The following is a 16,196-nucleotide window of genomic DNA, read 5'->3' as shown; positions in this document are numbered from 1 at the left end:
CGATAAACAGAGTTCTGGTGCAAAGAGCAATAAGTTGGTGAAGAAAATGAAAAGAGCATTTATTTTAGTTTTAGATTCATTCGGTATCGGTGAAACAGCGGATGCTGACACATTCGGCGATGTAGGTTCGGATACAATGGGTCACATTGCAGACCATTGTGATCAAGGTCTTGCAGATAACGCGGATCGTAAAGGTCCACTAACGCTGCCAAACCTGTCTAAGCTAGGCTTAGCAATGGCTCACAAAGAGTCTACAGGTCGTTTTGCTCCTGGTATGGATGCAGACGCTGAGATCATTGGCGCTTACGGTCACGCTGCTGAGCTGTCTTCTGGTAAAGACACGCCATCAGGTCACTGGGAAATCGCAGGTGTTCCTGTACTGTTTGACTGGGGCTACTTCACCGACAAAGAGAACAGCTTTCCAAAAGAACTGACTGACCGAATCCTTGAGCGTGCTGGTGTATCTGACTTCTTAGGTAACTGCCACTCATCGGGTACAGAAATCTTAGATAACCTAGGTGAAGAACACATGAAGACTGGCCTGCCAATCTTCTACACTTCTGCAGACTCTGTTTTCCAGATCGCATGTCATGAAGAGACATTCGGCCTACAAAATCTATTAGACCTTTGTCAGATTGCTCGTGAAGAGCTAGCTGACTACAACATTGGTCGTGTTATCGCTCGTCCGTTTATTGGTGCTGGTAAAGGTCAATTCGAACGTACTGGTAACCGTCGCGATCTTTCTGTAGAGCCGCCTGCGGCAACTATCCTTCAGAAGCTGGTTGATGAGAAGGGCGGCAACGTTCACTCAATCGGTAAGATCTCTGATATCTACGCGGGTTGTGGTATCACTCAGAAAACCAAAGCAACAGGTATCCCTGCGCTATTTGAAGCAACCAAAGAAGCGATCACTGAAGCGGGCGACAACACTATCGTGTTCACTAACTTCGTTGATTTCGACTCAGCATACGGCCACCGCCGTGATGTTGCTGGTTACGCAGCGGCGCTTGAGTACTTCGATGGTCGCATCAATGAAATCATCGATATGATGAAAGAAGATGACGTGCTTATCCTGACAGCAGACCACGGTTGTGACCCAACATGGCCGGGTTCCGACCATACTCGTGAACATATCCCAGTGATTGTTTACGGTAACAAGGTTCCTGCTGGCTCTCTAGGCCGTCGTGATACCTTCGCTGATATTGGTCAAAGCTTAGCGTCATACTTTGGTACATCGCCAATGGGATACGGTACAAGCTTCCTATAATGGTTAACGAAGAGAGAGGGAAACCTCTCTCTTCTTTTTTGTTTTGAGATCAAGGATATTTTCAATGGCTACTCTACATATTAATGCTGAAATGGGTGATTTCGCTGATGTAGTTCTAATGCCAGGCGATCCGCTACGTGCTAAATACATTGCTGAAACCTTCTTAGAAGAAGTGGTTCAGGTGTGTGATGTTCGTAATATGTTTGGTTACACCGGTACTTACAAAGGTCGTAAGGTGTCAGTAATGGGGCACGGTATGGGCATCCCATCTTGTTCTATTTACGCAACTGAACTGATCAAAGACTTTGGTGTGAAAAAGATCATTCGTGTCGGTAGTTGTGGTGCAGTGAACGAAGATATCAAAGTGCGCGATGTAGTTATCGGCATGGGTGCGTGTACCGACTCAAAAGTGAATCGTATTCGCTTTAAAGGTCATGACTTCGCGGCTATCGCAGATTACAAAATGGTGCGTGCGGCAGAAGATGCAGCAAAAGCTCGTGGTGTAGACGTCAAAGTCGGCAACCTTTTCTCTGCTGAGTTGTTTTACACGCCAGATCCAGAGATGTTTGAAGTGATGGACAAATACGGCATTGTTGGCGTAGAGATGGAAGCGGCAGGTATCTACGGCGTTTGTGCCGAATACGGCGCAAAAGCTCTGACGATTTGTACTGTTTCTGATCACATCAAAACCGGTGAGCAAACTACATCAGATGAACGTCAAACGACCTTCAATGACATGATGATTATTGCACTGGATTCTGTGCTTCTTGGTGACTAAGAGTAAGAGCGGCTCTATCAACCAACAGATAACAAAAAGCCCCGTGCTGCCTGAGCGTCGGGGCTTTCTATTAGTAATGGTTTATTACTGAGTGCTATTTCTTGGATTCTGAAGGCCTTGTGATCTCAATCGAAATAATTCATCTTGCCTAATTCGAGGTTTTATTCCAAGGCCCCAGGTCCAAGGCTCTATGACAGAGCTTATGAGTTTGCATTCTTAAGCAGTAAGTTCTCACCAGACTTGGTTTTTCTTCTACGAATGAGCATGACGAACAGCACGCCACTCACAAACCCCATCAAGACCATACCAATCATGTAACGATCACTTTTGCGATAATGGTGATCAGAAATCGCCGTCATTTTACCGGTTTCGAAGGTCACTCTAATAAAGCCGATGATGGTTTTTTCTGGCGAGTAGATAGGTTCAACTAATTGCTGCCTGCCGATACTTGCTGTTGAAAGTGGCGTGTCTAAGCCAAGAACCTCGCGTACCGAGAGTGCTTTTTCGCTTGAAGCTAGTCGAATCCCCTCTGTATCATAGATGGTGGTATCGAATACCAGTCGATCTTGAGAAAGCTGATTGGTCAGTTCAAGCAGTCGTTCTTGATCTTGTTGGGTGATTGCTTTGCTGGCCGAAAGCGAAGCCTGTGAGATAAGTAATTTAGTCAGCGTCTCTAGCTGTTTTGCTTGGATTTTCTCGTTACCTTTACTGATCACGACCGTATTTTTAATCGTTACAACGAACATAGTAGCCAGCAAAATGAGGGCTAGCATTCGTAAAGCGTTACGTATTGAGAACAATGATTCATTCATGTTTCACGAAGCCTGAAATAAACAAATGTTATGATTAAGACATATTGAGACTTGCGTTTTTAAATTGCAATAGGTTAACGTTTAGCATAGTTAATTAGGAATCATACACATGGACGCTCAGAAATATCTGCCGATTAAAAGGCATACAACATTATTAACTCGACTCCCCGAGACTCGTTTCGCTTCTCAACTCGCTAAAGCCAAAGCCAACTGGATTGTATTCGGCGAGTACTTGTCTCCTCAATCTTTTGATGACATCGACTTTTTCACAGGCACTTACAACACCCTTCTTGATACGTGGAAGGTAGGGCATTATGAAGTGGCGTTGATGTCTGGAAATTTAACCCCAGCGCACGAAGAAATCCTACAGGCCTTAAAGCTTGATTATGCTTGCCTTAGCGAGGTCCCAGACTTATCTAAGCCAGGTTTGATTGTTATGGATATGGATTCCACAGCGATTCAGGTTGAATGTATTGATGAAATAGCAAAGCTAGCAGGTGTTGGAGAGTTAGTCTCTGAGATCACGGAACGAGCGATGCAAGGTGAACTCGATTTTGAACAGAGCTTACGCCAGCGAGTAGGCGCACTGAAAGGTGCTGATGAAGCTATTTTGGAGCAGGTTCGTCAATCTCTGCCTTTTATGCCTGACTTAGTAGAACTTGTGAACACACTGAATAAGCTGGGTTGGAAAACGGCGATTGCTTCTGGTGGTTTCACATACTTCTCTGATTACTTAAAAGATACGCTTGATCTTGACCACGCTCAGTCAAATACTCTCGAAATCGTTAACGGCAAACTGACAGGTGAAGTCCTAGGCGATGTTGTTTCGGCGCAAACTAAAGCGGATATCTTGGTAGAACTTGCTGAAGAGTATGAATTGGAACTGCACAACACTGTTGCTGTTGGTGATGGTGCCAATGATTTGGTGATGATGGGTTCTGCAAGCTTAGGCATTGCTTACCATGCGAAACCGAAAGTAGAGCAACAAGCTCAAACTGCTGTGCGTTACGCAGGTTTAGGCGGCGTGTTGTGTATCTTGTCTGGCGTATTAGCTAAGCAGCAAAAAATTAGCTGGCAAGCGAAGCCTTAGTCATATTCGGTGATCGCTAAACAAAAGCGCATTTACAACGGATACAAAAAAGCAGGCGATGAGCCTGCTTTTTCTATTTTTGTCTCTGGAATATGGATGACTTAGATCGATATATCTGAGGCTTGGATTAGCGAGTCAGCTCTAATCGAATCAACACTTCATCAGTAATATCTTCTATCTCGCCATAGCCGATAAAAGCAGTAATCTCGTTCTCTAGTTTTTTCGCTTGATGCATGCTAATTCGAGACAACTCTTCTAAATCTGACTGGAACAAGCTTGTCAAAGGATTGAAGATCGGCGCTGTTGTAACTCGCAATACATACACATCACCTAAGTGCTGTGCCTTCTTAATGAATAAGATGCGTTCTTTTGCAGACGCGAAATCTTTGACCAATTTAGTATGCACGGATTGGAGCTTGTCGCCAAATTTAACCGCAGCAATATAGACATCATGGTGTTTAGGTTCAGTACCTTCAATTCTTTTCAGTGGTTCAGCCAACAGCGAGTTGGAGTGCCCTTTAAAAATAGGTTCGAGTGAGAACTTTTGGTTGTGGCCAAGTTTAGCGAGCAGTGCTAAGTGTTTATTCAGCGGGAAGTTCACACCAATGATCTTACAACGCAATGTTGAACTTGGTTTATCAATGAATATTGGGTTACTGACCATCTTGCTCAATAGAATATTATGCAGAGATTCAAGGAGCGAGTGGGTTGGTAATATCTCTTGTTTCTTAACTAGCTTGCTTTGGTTTTGATCAATCAGGCCATTTAAGAATGCGATGGTACGCATTGTTTTGGCGTTTTCTGCGATAACCAATTGCACATTACGACCGTTGGGGCTGACTCGAATCACGTGGTAAGGCACGGTGCTTAATGGCAGGTTTTTGTCGTAGAGTTGCAGTTCATTGAAGTTTACTAATACCGGGTCATTAATCTTGAATACCATCGGATGCTCAAGAGCAATGCTGAGTCCACGTTTTGAGATATCTAAGGTATGTCCGTTAGCCGCGGTGCCATTTTGTGAGGTGAGCTGTAACGGTGACTTAAATTGATACCTCGGTTCTTTGCGACGAGTTTGAGAGTCGAAGTAGATACTTTGAATATTCCCCACTACAGAGCGCGGATGACGGAAGCGGTTCAGTTCACTGCTTGGAATACGTGGTTTTTCACTCAATAGATAGTCAGCCGCACTTTCGTGATCGCCAATCTCTTGCAAGATACCACAATGCGTCAGTTGTGCTGAGCTTTGAGCTAACGTATCCGAGTGCTTGGCTAAGGCTTGTCTCTCGGTGTCTGAAAGTTCGAACACCGAGAACTTGAACGCCTTCCAGCTTTTACGTTTACCCCCGATGTGCCAGAACAACTGTCTTTGCTCACGAGAGGCTTCAGGAAGCATCATTGAGTAGAACAAGGTCTTGTTTTGATGCTCATGAGTAAACGAGTAAATAACGTTACTGGTTCCCTTTACGCCAGGTTTAGCCAGCAAGTTCATTCGTTGTTTGTTGAACAGGGTACCCAGAGCTTGTTGGTTTCGCTCATCGTGCCAGTATTGCCACAGCGGATGGTTGTTATCCGTAAGTAGAGCAAGCTTTAGTTCACTGCCGCTAAAGAAAAGAGGAAGATTACAGGTGTGCTTGAGATAGGTGTGTTCGATACCTCGAGTGCGAGTTCGAATAAACCGGTCTTGATTCTCGTGACTGGTTTTCTTGCTAGAGCTATTCAAAGATTCATCAAGCAAACGAGCAACGAGGCTTGAATCGCAAATCTTGATCGTTCTCAGAAACTTAACGGCATTATTTTCGTATGACTCGTCAATGCCCAGCACTCGAAATTCCACGATGTCGTTGCTGTCTGTTTCCAAAGACTTCTCAACAAGCTCTGTGAATTTTACTTCGATGATTTCGCCAAGGTTATATCTAAAGGTACTTGGTACTTTGAATTTGGCACCTGAAGGAGAAATGTCGACTGTCACACCGTGAAGGCTTTGGCCTTTAGATGTGGTGATCTCAACCTGAGAACTGATTTTGAGTCGGTTTTCTTGACGTTTTAGGTCATAGCCTAGGTTGATGGCCTCGGCTTCATAAGGGCTATTCGCACTGGTGATGTCGTTGTTGTCTTGGGAAGACGTTTTAACAATATTACGAAGCGGCTGAGTTCGCGGGGTCATGACTAACTCCCACGTGCCTTCTGTATAGCCTTTAAACTTTTTGGTACCACGCTGATAAGCATTTAACGCAATGTCATCAAGCCAGTGCTTACGACCGTCGAGCGTAAACTGACGGCACTCATTATCAATACGTCCGCGTAAATCAATACTCTTTGTACACGGAGCCATGATACGATTCAGTTCCATTTTAACGAGCAATTTCAGAGACGGGGATTCACCTTCTGTCATTTGAGAAAGAAGGAAGTCGAAATCCTCAGCGTGGTAGGCTGGGATGAGTCGCTCTGCTACAGATAGAATTTCAGATTGCTGCATACTTTTCTTGTTAGAATGAACGGTGCATTATTGTTATCGACAAGTTGTATTTGATCTTTAGGTATTCGTGGCCCCACTGCAACTTTTATTTTCATGCGTACGGTCAACAGGGTCACAAAATAGCAACATTTCCAGTTACCAAGCAAATTATTGAGGTTTTATGGCTAAGGCAAAGCGAGCTTATGTGTGTAATGACTGTGGTGCTGACTTTCCACGTTGGCAGGGGCAGTGCAATGCATGTGGTGCTTGGAACACGATTACCGAAGTTAGGTTAGCGGCTTCACCTCAAGTTGCGCGTAATGAACGACTCAGTGGTGGTTACGCGGGTGGCACAACAGAATCTTCGGTTCAAACACTCTTTGAGATTGACCTGCAAGAAGTCCCTCGCTTTAGTAGCGGCTTCAAAGAGCTCGACCGCGTACTTGGTGGCGGTGTCGTCCCTGGCGCTGCGATTCTGATCGGTGGTAACCCCGGTGCAGGTAAATCAACACTGTTACTGCAGACCATGTGTCAGCTTTCTTCGCAATTACCGACTCTCTATGTCACTGGGGAAGAATCCTTACAGCAGGTAGCGATGCGAGCGTCTCGACTTGGCTTACCAAAAGAGCACTTAAAAATGCTCTCTGAAACGAACGTCGATAGAATCTGTCAGGTCGCTGAAAAAGAGCAGCCTAAGATCATGGTTATCGACTCGATCCAAGTAATGCATGTCGCTGATGTTCAGTCGTCTCCAGGCAGTGTTGCTCAAGTTCGTGAGTCAGCAACGGCATTAACGCGCTATGCGAAACAAAACAACGTTGCTGTATTCTTAGTTGGACATGTAACTAAAGATGGCACTCTGGCTGGCCCCAAGGTGCTTGAACACATTATTGACTGTTCAGTGCTGTTAGATGGCGGAACCGATAGCCGCTTTAGAACGCTGCGCAGTCACAAGAACCGTTTTGGTGCGGTCAATGAGTTGGGTGTGTTTGCAATGACAGGCCAAGGCCTTAAAGAAGTCAGCAATCCATCAGCCATTTTTCTTTCTCGTGGTGAAGAAGAAACCTCTGGCAGTTCAGTGATGGTGGTTTGGGAAGGGACGCGTCCACTTCTTGTTGAAATCCAAGCGCTGGTGGACTATTCGCAGTTGGCAAATCCGCGTCGTGTCGCGGTTGGCCTTGAGCAAAATCGACTGTCATTGTTATTAGCGGTGCTGCATAAACACGGCGGCTTACAAATGGCTGACCAAGATGTGTTTGTGAATGTCGTCGGTGGTGTTAAAGTAACCGAAACCAGTGCCGATCTAGCATTAGTGATGGCGTTACTTTCTAGCTTTAGAGACCGAGCACTACCAAAAGATGTGGTTGTGTTTGGTGAAGTAGGCCTTGCGGGTGAGATTCGACCAGTACCGAGTGGACAAGAGCGTTTGAATGAAGCGTTTAAGCATGGTTTTAAGAGGGCGATAGTGCCTGCTGCTAACATGCCTAAGGGCGGCATTCCTGGAATGCAGATCCACGGGGTCAAAAAATTATCAGAGGCAATTAATGCTTTTGATGAGTTGTAATTGAGCTCACTTCAGCTACTCTATACAGCAGAAAATCAGTCTGACTTGAACGCTAATTGCGCTTTAGGTTAGCACTAAACCTAACAATCATTTAGATTGTTTCTACAGATTGCCTTTTCGTTTTTGTTACGAAAAGGCAAAGTTTTTTAGTCCCAAATGCATGCAAAGCTATCAGTCCTCACAGATTGTGATATACTCTGCGCGCATTTTATATCCTATTAACAGAGTAAGACAATGGCAGATTTATCGAAATACAGAAACATTGGTATTTTCGCGCACGTTGATGCGGGTAAAACAACTACCACTGAGCGTATCCTTAAGCTAACTGGTCAGATCCACAAGACTGGTGAAGTACATGATGGCGAATCAACTACTGACTTCATGGAACAGGAAGCTGAGCGCGGAATTACTATCCAATCAGCAGCTGTAAGCTGTTTCTGGAACGGTCACCGTCTAAACGTTATCGATACTCCTGGACACGTTGACTTCACAGTTGAAGTATACCGTTCTCTTAAAGTACTTGATGGCGGTATCGGTGTATTCTGTGGTTCTGGCGGTGTTGAACCACAATCAGAAACTAACTGGCGCTACGCTAACGAATCAGAAGTATCTCGCCTGATCTTCGTTAACAAACTAGACCGTATGGGTGCAGATTTCTACAACGTTGTTGACCAAGTTAAAAACGTTCTAGGTGCAACTCCTCTAGTTATGGTTCTACCAATCGGCCGCGAAGATGAATTCGTGGGTGTTGTAGACCTTCTAAGCCGTAAAGCATACGTTTGGGATGACACTGGTCTTCCTGAAAACTACGAAATCCTAGATGTTCCTGCGGACATGGTAGACGACGTAGAGCAATACCGTGAAGAGCTAATCGAAACTGCTGTAGAGCAAGACGATGACCTAATGGAAGCTTACATGGAAGGTGAAGAGCCTTCTATCGAAGACATCAAGCGTTGTATCCGTAAAGGTACTCGTGACCTAGCGTTCTTCCCAACTTACTGTGGTTCTGCATTCAAGAACAAGGGTGTTCAAATCATCCTTGACGCTGTTGTAGATTACCTACCTTCCCCAACTGAAGTTGATCCTCAACCTCTAATGGATGAGAACGGTGAAGAAACTGGTAAGCACGCTATCGTTTCTACTGAAGAAACGTTTAAAGCGCTTGCATTCAAAATCATGGATGACCGTTTCGGTGCTCTAACTTTCGTTCGTATTTACTCTGGTAAATTGAACAAAGGCGACACGATTCTTAACTCATTCACAGGTAAAACTGAGCGTGTTGGCCGTATGGTTGAGATGCAAGCTGATGACCGTAACGAACTAACTAGTGCACAAGCTGGTGACATCATTGCGATCGTTGGTATGAAGAACGTGCAAACAGGTCACACTCTATGTGATCCTAAAGATCAAGTAACGCTTGAGCCAATGGTTTTCCCAACTCCAGTAATCTCAATCGCTGTATCTCCAAAAGATAAAGGCGGTTCTGAGAAAATGGGTATCGCGATCGGTAAAATGGTTGCAGAAGATCCATCTTTCCAAGTTGAAACTGACGAAGAAACTGGCGAAACTATCCTGAAAGGTATGGGTGAGCTTCACCTAGACATCAAGGTAGATATCCTTAAGCGTACTTACGGTGTTGACCTAACAGTTGGTGCTCCTCAAGTTGCTTACCGTGAAACTATCACTCAAGCAATTGAAGATAGCTACACGCATAAGAAGCAATCTGGTGGTTCTGGTCAATTCGGTAAGATCGATTACCGTATCAAGCCTGGCGAACCTGGTTCTGGCTTTACGTTCTCTTCAAAAGTTGTTGGCGGTAACGTACCTAAAGAATTCTGGCCTGCTGTTGAGAAAGGCTTTGCTGGCATGATGGAAAACGGCGTACTAGCTGGCTTCCCTACGCTAGACGTTGAAGTTGAACTTTACGATGGTGGTTTCCACGCAGTCGATTCATCTGCAATTGCATTTGAAATCGCAGCGAAAGGTGCATTCCGTCAATCTATGCCTAAAGCTGGCGCGCAACTTCTTGAGCCAATCATGAACGTTGACGTATTTACTCCAGAAGATCACGTTGGTGATGTTATCGGTGACCTTAACCGTCGTCGTGGCATGATCAAAGATCAGCAAGCTGGCGTAACTGGCGTTCGTATTAAAGCTGACGTACCACTTTCAGAAATGTTTGGTTACATCGGTCACCTGCGTACAATTACTTCAGGCCGTGGCCAATTCTCTATGGAATTCGCGCAGTACTCTCCATGTCCAATGAACGTGGCAGAAGAAGTAATCGCTAAAGTTAAAGCAGAAAAAGAAGCTGGTAAGTAATTAGCCCTTTTCTAAATTAACGTAAAAAGCCCCGCAAGTGAAAGCTTACGGGGCTTTTTGTTGCTTGTAACATATTGCGAGGTGCGAGGTGCGAGGTGCGAGGTGCGAGGTGGCCCCTACAAAGTAGACACAGGGGTTTAGTTGACTAGCTCAACATTCAGTGATATAGCCCCATACTAAGTGAATACGGGACAAATTTAGAGAGATCTAAAAAAAGAGAGAGACTAGCGTTTCAAATCAATGTAGATTTGCTCTACCTTAGTACGAGCCCAGTCTGTTTTGCGCAAAAACTTTAAGCTAGATTTGATGCTTGGGTCTTTTTTGAAACAGTTGATGTTCACCATGTAACCCAACTCTTCCCAACCGTAATGCTCAACTAATTCAGTCAGTAGCTTCTGCAATGTGATGCCGTGAAGTGGGTTATTTTCTTGTGTCATGAGATGTTCTCGCTATTTATTTGAGCTCAGTATATCAGTTTCGCCCTATGAATTACCCGACCATTTGAGTTCGTAATCTGTCTCGATAATAGAAAGTTCTTCTCGAGCTTTATTTACAAACAACTGAACCTGACTTTGCATCCAAGCTTCAAAGCGTTTGATTTTCTCGCGATGAAAGTACCCAGCTTGCGCACATAGGAAATAATTGTATTTGGGCTTAAGTGCGATGTTACCTATCCGTACCAGCTTCTTTTTCCTGCAAATACCGATAAACCAAGCTGTGTTTAACCAGTGCGACACCTTGAACGGATAACGCGGCTTCTAAAACAAAATGCGAACCATCAAATTGCAGTGATGTTCAGATGTAACTACTTATGAGTTGAACTTACAAAAAAGGAGCCGTACTGGCTCCTTCTTAATTTTGATTACTCTTCCCAAACTACTAATTTATCTTTCGGCCAGTTATGACCGACTTCGTGATATTTCTGCTCAAGGATATGTCGTTTGATCTTAAGCGTTGGTGTTAACACGCCATTCTCAATACTCCACGGTTCCTTAATCATTAATACGCCTTTGATCTTCTCGTGTGAGGCAAGTTGTTCGTTCATTTTTTCAATGACTCGTTTACTTGTTCTTTCGTAACGTGCTCTATCAAAGTTAGGGAAGTCATGGGGTACAACAAGAAGGATAGGACCTGGTAAGCCTAAGCCTATCAAACACATCATTTCTACACGGCTGTATTCAAAGAGTTTGTTCTCGATTGGAACGGGAGCAACAAACTTACCCTTAGCGGTTTTAAAAGTGTCTTTCTTACGTCCACGAATCGTTAAGTAGCCTTCGCTGTCAATATCACCAATATCACCCGTATGTAGCCAACCCTCGGAGTCAAAAGACTCTTGAGTCGCAATGTCATTTTTGTAATAACCAGAGAACATGCCTTTGCTTCGAACTAAAATTTCTTCGTCTTCTGCAATTTTTAGTTCGATGCCTGGACCTGAATTACCCACAGTACCAATTTTGTCTGATCTAAACGGGTGGTTAATCGTGCTGTAGGCGAAAGACTCTGTCATCCCCCAAGCCTCGGTAATGTGTAAACCAACGCTTTCATACCATGCGAGTAAAGCCGGTGAAACAGGTGCTGATCCACAACCAAGAACACGAGCTTGGTCTAAGCCCAGACCATCAGCCAGTTTCTTCTTAATGATGTTATTCACAAATGGAATTTTAAGTAAGAAGTTCAGTTTTTTCTGTGGCAGCTTATCCTGAATTCGTTGTTGGAATAGAGTCCATAAGCGAGGGACTGAAATAAACAAGGTTGGACGGTGCATTTTCACATCGTCAATAAACGTGTCTAAAGATTCAGGGAAAGCTGTGACCACTCCGCCCATTACGGAAGAACCAAAGATGTACACTCGTTCGGTTATATGGGCAAGCGGCAGATAAGAAAACAGACGGTCACCTGGTTGTATACCAATGTGATCGATTAACCTTTGAACAGACCATGTAAAGGCACCGTACGTGAGCATTGCGCCTTTTGGCAGTCCAGAGGTGCCAGACGTATACACAAGTGACATTAGCTTATTATCGTGATGTTGAGGTCTGTTGGTTGAGGGTTCATGTGTCTCGATGAGCTGCTCAAATGTATGTTGGCACTTCGCCGCGGTATCGTAGGGTAACGAGATACTAACTAAGCTTGGATTATCATCGATTACTTTTTGAGTCGCTGCAGGATCATCAAGCTTACCTGCAATTACGATCTTACTTTCACTGTGTTCAATACAGTATTGAATGGTGTCTGCACCCGCTGTTGGAAAGATTGGGACGCTGACAAAATCTCCTAACATCATGGCAAGATCACAGATAAACCACTCTGCACAGTTTTTTGAAATGAGAGCGACTCGATCGCCGGGTTGGGCTCCGAGTCCTTCTAATGCTGACGCCAATTTTAGTGCTTTGTCGGCCACTTCTTTATAAGTGAATTCAACAAATTGGCGGTTAATTATTTGTTTTAAATAGACTTCATCTGGGCGTTCTTCTGCCCATTTTAAAATCATGTCATTGGGTGTAGGGAGAGCTGTTGCTTTTTCTTGGCTAAACTCGTTAGGCTGAATCATTGTCTAACTCCATGTTTTTCGCTAAGTTATTTTTGTTAAAATCATGTTAAATGTACCATGATTTTTTCTTTTAGGGAGTAAAATTAGCGTTTTCTGTTATCTGTGCAGGCACGTCTGTAACTTGCGGGTGTTACTCCGGTCCTTTTCTTAAAGATTCTTGAAAAATATGACACATCCTTGTATCCACATTGGTAAGAAATAACAGCGATTTTTGATTCGGTATCGGCTTCGATCAACTTTTTGGCTAATGGGATTCGTTTATCGCATACAAAGTCTCTAAAGCTTACCCTAAAGTGTAGATGAAACTTCTTAGAAAAGTAGGTTGTTGAACAGTGGCACTTTTCAGCGACCGAACATGGGTTACTCCCATTACATGTACGGCAATTATAAAGAAGCGTATCAATACACTCGTTCGGCTTTAGAAATAGAACCTAACAATGAGAAGGCTCAGAATAAGTTTGCATTCATTTATTTGGCATCAGGTGATGTGAAAAGAGCAATAAATGTGTTCATGCGCCATATGGATGCGGCAGAAGCTCTGAATCATGTCGGCTACTTTTTAATTATTCAAGGTCGACCTGATGAAGCGATTCCTTACCTCCAACAAACCATAGATAAAAAACGTCTTATTACAAAATCGCCAATGAAAATCTAAATCGAGCTGTGGCAGAGGTAAGAGAAATGAAGGCGAGCACATCAATATAGTGTTGCTCTATGGATAATGACTCTCCCTAAAGTAAATACGTAAATGAAATTAGCCCCTGATGAGTCTCCTTATTAGGGGCTATTTTTTGTAACTCAGTTTGGTATCTAAGTACTTAATTATAAATAGTTAAGTATCGCACCAGCTGCGATAAAGGTACCAACTAAACCTACAATCGGCATCTTCATTGTTTTCAATAACCACACTCCAACAATGATTAGAGCGAAGTCTATGCCGTTGCTCACTGCGCTTGTAAAGATCGGTTGATATAGATTAGAAAGTAATAGACCAACAACGGCTGCATTCACACCAGTAAGAGCCCCAACCACTAAAGGCTTGCTCGCAATTGCCTGCCAGTTCTTTAGTACACCCAGTAGCAATAAGAAGCCCGGTAAAAACACTGCAATTGTAGCGAGCAGTGCACCTGTAATCGGCGCTGACGGCATTAATACATAACCGAGGTAAGTGGCTAACGTAAACATCGGTCCCGGTACGGCTTGTGCTGCGGCATAGCCCGTGAGGAATGCATCTTGAGACAGTTGGTTGCCAATACCACTCTGTAGCAGCGGAAGAACCACGTGACCGCCACCGAATACCAAACTGCCTGCTTGGTAGAATAAACCAAATACTTCTATTCCTTGGGAATATGCACTAAACATTGGCAAACCAACCAGTAGTGCTACAAAAATTACAAGCGGAGTTATGGACATCTTATGTGTCGAAGGCGTTGTTTTTAAGTCTTGCGAGGTTAAGAACTTGATGCCAATGATTGCTGCAAATAGAAGTACTAAGACTTGAGGCCAGATCCCAGGAATCAAAAGTAGAATAATTGTGGCGATCACACACAGTGCTGTTGCTATCTTTGACTGACAAAAGTTTTTGTACATGCCGAAAGTGGCGTCAGCTACAACCACGACCGCGAGTAGCTTAAGTCCGTGGATGATTGAAATGAAAAGCGGCGCTTCCAACAACTGGTTGCTCACCAAGGCCAATATCAACATTAGGATGACAGAAGGGGAGGTGAAGCCTACAAATGCGGCAATCGCACCCGTTAAGCCTCCCTTTTTGTAACCAACTGCGAAGCCAACCTGACTAGATCCTGGACCCGGTAAAAATTGACTGAGGGCGACAATTTGCCCGTACTCTTCGTCGGATAACCAATTCAGTTTCTCAACAAAGGTTTTACGGAAGTAGCCAATATGTGCAGCTGGTCCACCAAAGCTGATCAAGCCAAGCCAGAAAAAGGTTTTAAAAATTGAAAGCATGATCGATTCCAGATAAATGTTTAGCGTAATTTAGGTGGAGTTGAACTATGATTCAAATTAATTATTTTAATTATAACTATTAATGAAATGGGTTCTTATGTATGGCAGATTTTAAGTGGAAAGGGATCGACCTTAACTTGTTGATTGCACTACAGGCATTGTATAAAACGAACAGTGTGAGCAAGGCAGCTGAGCGTTGCTATGTTAGCCAATCTGCAATGAGCCATAGCCTACAAAGATTGCGAAAGCTGTTTGATGACCCTTTGTTTGAGCGAGTTGGTAGTAAGATGGAAGCGACCGACCGAGCCATTGAATTATCAAGCACCGTCGATGCGTTGCTTAATACTATTCAATCTGAAGTTCTGTTGTCCAAAAGGTTCGAAGTTGATAGTTATAGAGGCAGCTGGAAAATAGGGCTGACCGATTACGCTGAACAGATGTTTGGCCCAATGATCTTTGACTTTATTAAGCAAGTTTCGCCAAGTTCTCAAGTCGTGTTTTTCAACGTTAATCGAACCAATTATCAGCAGGTATTTGAAGAGGCTAAGCTAGATATTGCGATAGGCAGTTTTGGTGAAGTGCCTAAATTGTATGGCACAGAACTTCTCTATACTGAGCAACATGTCTGCTTGCTTGATGAATCGGTGTTGTATGTTGAGTTACCTATGTCATTACAATCGTTTGTCTCTGTGGATCACGCCTTGGTATCGTCCAATGGCGCCCTAAAAACCGCAGTTGATACTAAATTGGCTGAGATGGGCTACACCAGAAAAGTGGCAATCGCATCGAGCAAATTTTTAACGGTAAAACGATTGATCAGTGGCAGGAAGCTATTGTGTATTGTGCCGAAGTTAGTCGCTAGAAATGCCCCTAATGTAGACAGTCCACTGATAGCTGTCACCCCGCCAATAGACGTCCCTGATTTTGATATACAGCTTGTTTATCGTAAGGGAAAGCAATTAGACGACAAGAATACTCACTTGAGAAAAGTGATCTCCCAGGCGGTTGAGATTGTCATTGCTGTTGAGTGATTGATTGATTGATGGTGATTGTCTTCTGAGTATCTAGCCTATCTTCTAAGCATGTAACCGAGTTTCTTATTCAATTTGAATGATGTCATCACGATTTCCTATCATGCTTAAAGGTTAGTTCATTTGAGCTGGTTTTCTACTTTTCAACCTTGTGTCAGAGGTAAAAATAAACGAAATAAACCCTTCCATTTTTCACAACCCGACTATACTTAATTTACGACTAAAAGCAGTCGTAAAGAATAGGATTTTTGATTTACCTAAGTAAAAAATTGGTTATATCCTCATGATATAGCTTAAAGAACTACCAGGCTAAACGGACTTAGTTGGTCTTAAAGCGCTAGCTCCCCCTAGCGCTTTT

At 43.7% G+C, this 16,196-nt stretch carries 11 protein-coding genes and 3 pseudogenes; 7 read left to right on the top strand and 7 right to left on the bottom strand.

Features of this window, described 5'->3' with window-relative positions:
• Positions 1–46 precede the first annotated feature (46 nt).
• Positions 47–1,267: a phosphopentomutase gene (locus ACMAZD_RS13995; protein WP_435247674.1), complete on the top strand. Its 1,221-nt coding sequence runs from the start codon at positions 47–49 to the stop codon at positions 1,265–1,267.
• A 64-nt stretch (positions 1,268–1,331) separates the two neighbouring features.
• Positions 1,332–2,045 carry a purine-nucleoside phosphorylase gene (deoD, locus tag ACMAZD_RS13990; RefSeq protein ID WP_435247673.1) on the top strand — a complete coding sequence of 238 codons (714 nt, stop codon included), beginning with the start codon at positions 1,332–1,334 and terminating at the stop codon, positions 2,043–2,045.
• A gap of 200 nt (positions 2,046–2,245) precedes the next feature.
• On the opposite strand, the gene ACMAZD_RS13985 is transcribed toward deoD, so the two are convergent.
• Positions 2,246–2,857: a YtjB family periplasmic protein gene (locus ACMAZD_RS13985; protein WP_435247672.1), complete on the bottom strand. Its 612-nt coding sequence runs from the start codon at positions 2,855–2,857 to the stop codon at positions 2,246–2,248.
• A 109-nt stretch (positions 2,858–2,966) separates the two neighbouring features.
• Here ACMAZD_RS13985 and serB point away from each other — a divergent pair, with 109 nt between their 5' ends.
• Positions 2,967–3,947: a phosphoserine phosphatase gene (gene serB, locus ACMAZD_RS13980; protein ID WP_435247671.1), complete on the top strand. Its 981-nt coding sequence runs from the start codon at positions 2,967–2,969 to the stop codon at positions 3,945–3,947.
• A gap of 127 nt (positions 3,948–4,074) precedes the next feature.
• Here the strand turns inward: serB and ACMAZD_RS13975 are convergent, their stop codons facing one another.
• Positions 4,075–6,423: a PilZ domain-containing protein gene (locus ACMAZD_RS13975; protein WP_435247670.1), complete on the bottom strand. Its 2,349-nt coding sequence runs from the start codon at positions 6,421–6,423 to the stop codon at positions 4,075–4,077.
• A 160-nt stretch (positions 6,424–6,583) separates the two neighbouring features.
• Between ACMAZD_RS13975 and radA the strand changes: the two genes are divergently transcribed.
• Positions 6,584–7,966 (top strand): DNA repair protein RadA, encoded by a 1,383-nt coding sequence (radA, locus tag ACMAZD_RS13970; RefSeq protein ID WP_435247669.1) that lies wholly within the window; start codon positions 6,584–6,586, stop codon positions 7,964–7,966.
• 234 nt (positions 7,967–8,200) lie between these two features.
• Positions 8,201–10,288, top strand: a complete 2,088-nt coding sequence (gene fusA, locus ACMAZD_RS13965; RefSeq protein ID WP_017106964.1) for an elongation factor G — start codon at positions 8,201–8,203, stop codon at positions 10,286–10,288.
• A gap of 224 nt (positions 10,289–10,512) precedes the next feature.
• On the opposite strand, the gene ACMAZD_RS13960 is transcribed toward fusA, so the two are convergent.
• The 4 genes and pseudogenes from ACMAZD_RS13960 to ACMAZD_RS13945 form a co-directional block, all read right to left on the bottom strand.
• Positions 10,513–10,725, bottom strand: coding sequence for a VF530 family DNA-binding protein (locus ACMAZD_RS13960; RefSeq protein WP_435247668.1), 213 nt, complete (start codon positions 10,723–10,725; stop codon positions 10,513–10,515).
• Positions 10,726–10,770: 45 nt separating this feature from the next.
• Positions 10,771–11,083, bottom strand: a pseudogene (locus ACMAZD_RS13955) (LysR substrate-binding domain-containing protein); the annotation flags it as partial.
• A gap of 67 nt (positions 11,084–11,150) precedes the next feature.
• On the bottom strand, positions 11,151–12,839 hold the full coding sequence (locus ACMAZD_RS13950) for an AMP-binding protein (protein ID WP_435247667.1): 1,689 nt from the start codon (positions 12,837–12,839) through the stop codon (positions 11,151–11,153).
• Positions 12,840–12,922: 83 nt separating this feature from the next.
• Positions 12,923–13,189, bottom strand: a pseudogene (locus ACMAZD_RS13945) (helix-turn-helix domain-containing protein); the annotation flags it as partial.
• Between the two features lie 2 nt (positions 13,190–13,191).
• Here ACMAZD_RS13945 and ACMAZD_RS13940 point away from each other — a divergent pair.
• Positions 13,192–13,544 (top strand): annotated as a pseudogene (locus tag ACMAZD_RS13940) (tetratricopeptide repeat protein); the annotation flags it as partial.
• Positions 13,545–13,661: 117 nt separating this feature from the next.
• Here the strand turns inward: ACMAZD_RS13940 and chrA are convergent.
• A complete protein-coding gene (chrA, locus tag ACMAZD_RS13935; RefSeq protein WP_435247666.1) occupies positions 13,662–14,807 on the bottom strand; it encodes a chromate efflux transporter in 1,146 nt (381 codons plus the stop codon).
• Between the two features lie 101 nt (positions 14,808–14,908).
• Here chrA and ACMAZD_RS13930 point away from each other — a divergent pair, with 101 nt between their 5' ends.
• Positions 14,909–15,838, top strand: coding sequence for a LysR family transcriptional regulator (locus ACMAZD_RS13930; RefSeq protein ID WP_435247665.1), 930 nt, complete (start codon positions 14,909–14,911; stop codon positions 15,836–15,838).
• Positions 15,839–16,196 lie beyond the last annotated feature (358 nt).

Origin of the sequence: Vibrio sp. nBUS_14, assembly GCF_051201655.1 — a bacterium.
Classification (GTDB): domain Bacteria; phylum Pseudomonadota; class Gammaproteobacteria; order Enterobacterales; family Vibrionaceae; genus Vibrio.
This window is presented reverse-complemented; position numbering and strand designations above follow the sequence as displayed.

Coding starts and splice junctions, on each gene's coding strand:
- ACMAZD_RS13995 (WP_435247674.1), top strand. CDS start 47: ATGAAAAGAGCATTTATTTTAGTTTTAGATTCATTCGGTATCGGTGAA.
- deoD (WP_435247673.1), top strand. CDS start 1,332: ATGGCTACTCTACATATTAATGCTGAAATGGGTGATTTCGCTGATGTA.
- ACMAZD_RS13985 (WP_435247672.1), bottom strand. CDS start 2,857: ATGAATGAATCATTGTTCTCAATACGTAACGCTTTACGAATGCTAGCC.
- serB (WP_435247671.1), top strand. CDS start 2,967: ATGGACGCTCAGAAATATCTGCCGATTAAAAGGCATACAACATTATTA.
- ACMAZD_RS13975 (WP_435247670.1), bottom strand. CDS start 6,423: ATGCAGCAATCTGAAATTCTATCTGTAGCAGAGCGACTCATCCCAGCC.
- radA (WP_435247669.1), top strand. CDS start 6,584: ATGGCTAAGGCAAAGCGAGCTTATGTGTGTAATGACTGTGGTGCTGAC.
- fusA (WP_017106964.1), top strand. CDS start 8,201: ATGGCAGATTTATCGAAATACAGAAACATTGGTATTTTCGCGCACGTT.
- ACMAZD_RS13960 (WP_435247668.1), bottom strand. CDS start 10,725: ATGACACAAGAAAATAACCCACTTCACGGCATCACATTGCAGAAGCTA.
- ACMAZD_RS13950 (WP_435247667.1), bottom strand. CDS start 12,839: ATGATTCAGCCTAACGAGTTTAGCCAAGAAAAAGCAACAGCTCTCCCT.
- chrA (WP_435247666.1), bottom strand. CDS start 14,807: ATGCTTTCAATTTTTAAAACCTTTTTCTGGCTTGGCTTGATCAGCTTT.
- ACMAZD_RS13930 (WP_435247665.1), top strand. CDS start 14,909: ATGGCAGATTTTAAGTGGAAAGGGATCGACCTTAACTTGTTGATTGCA.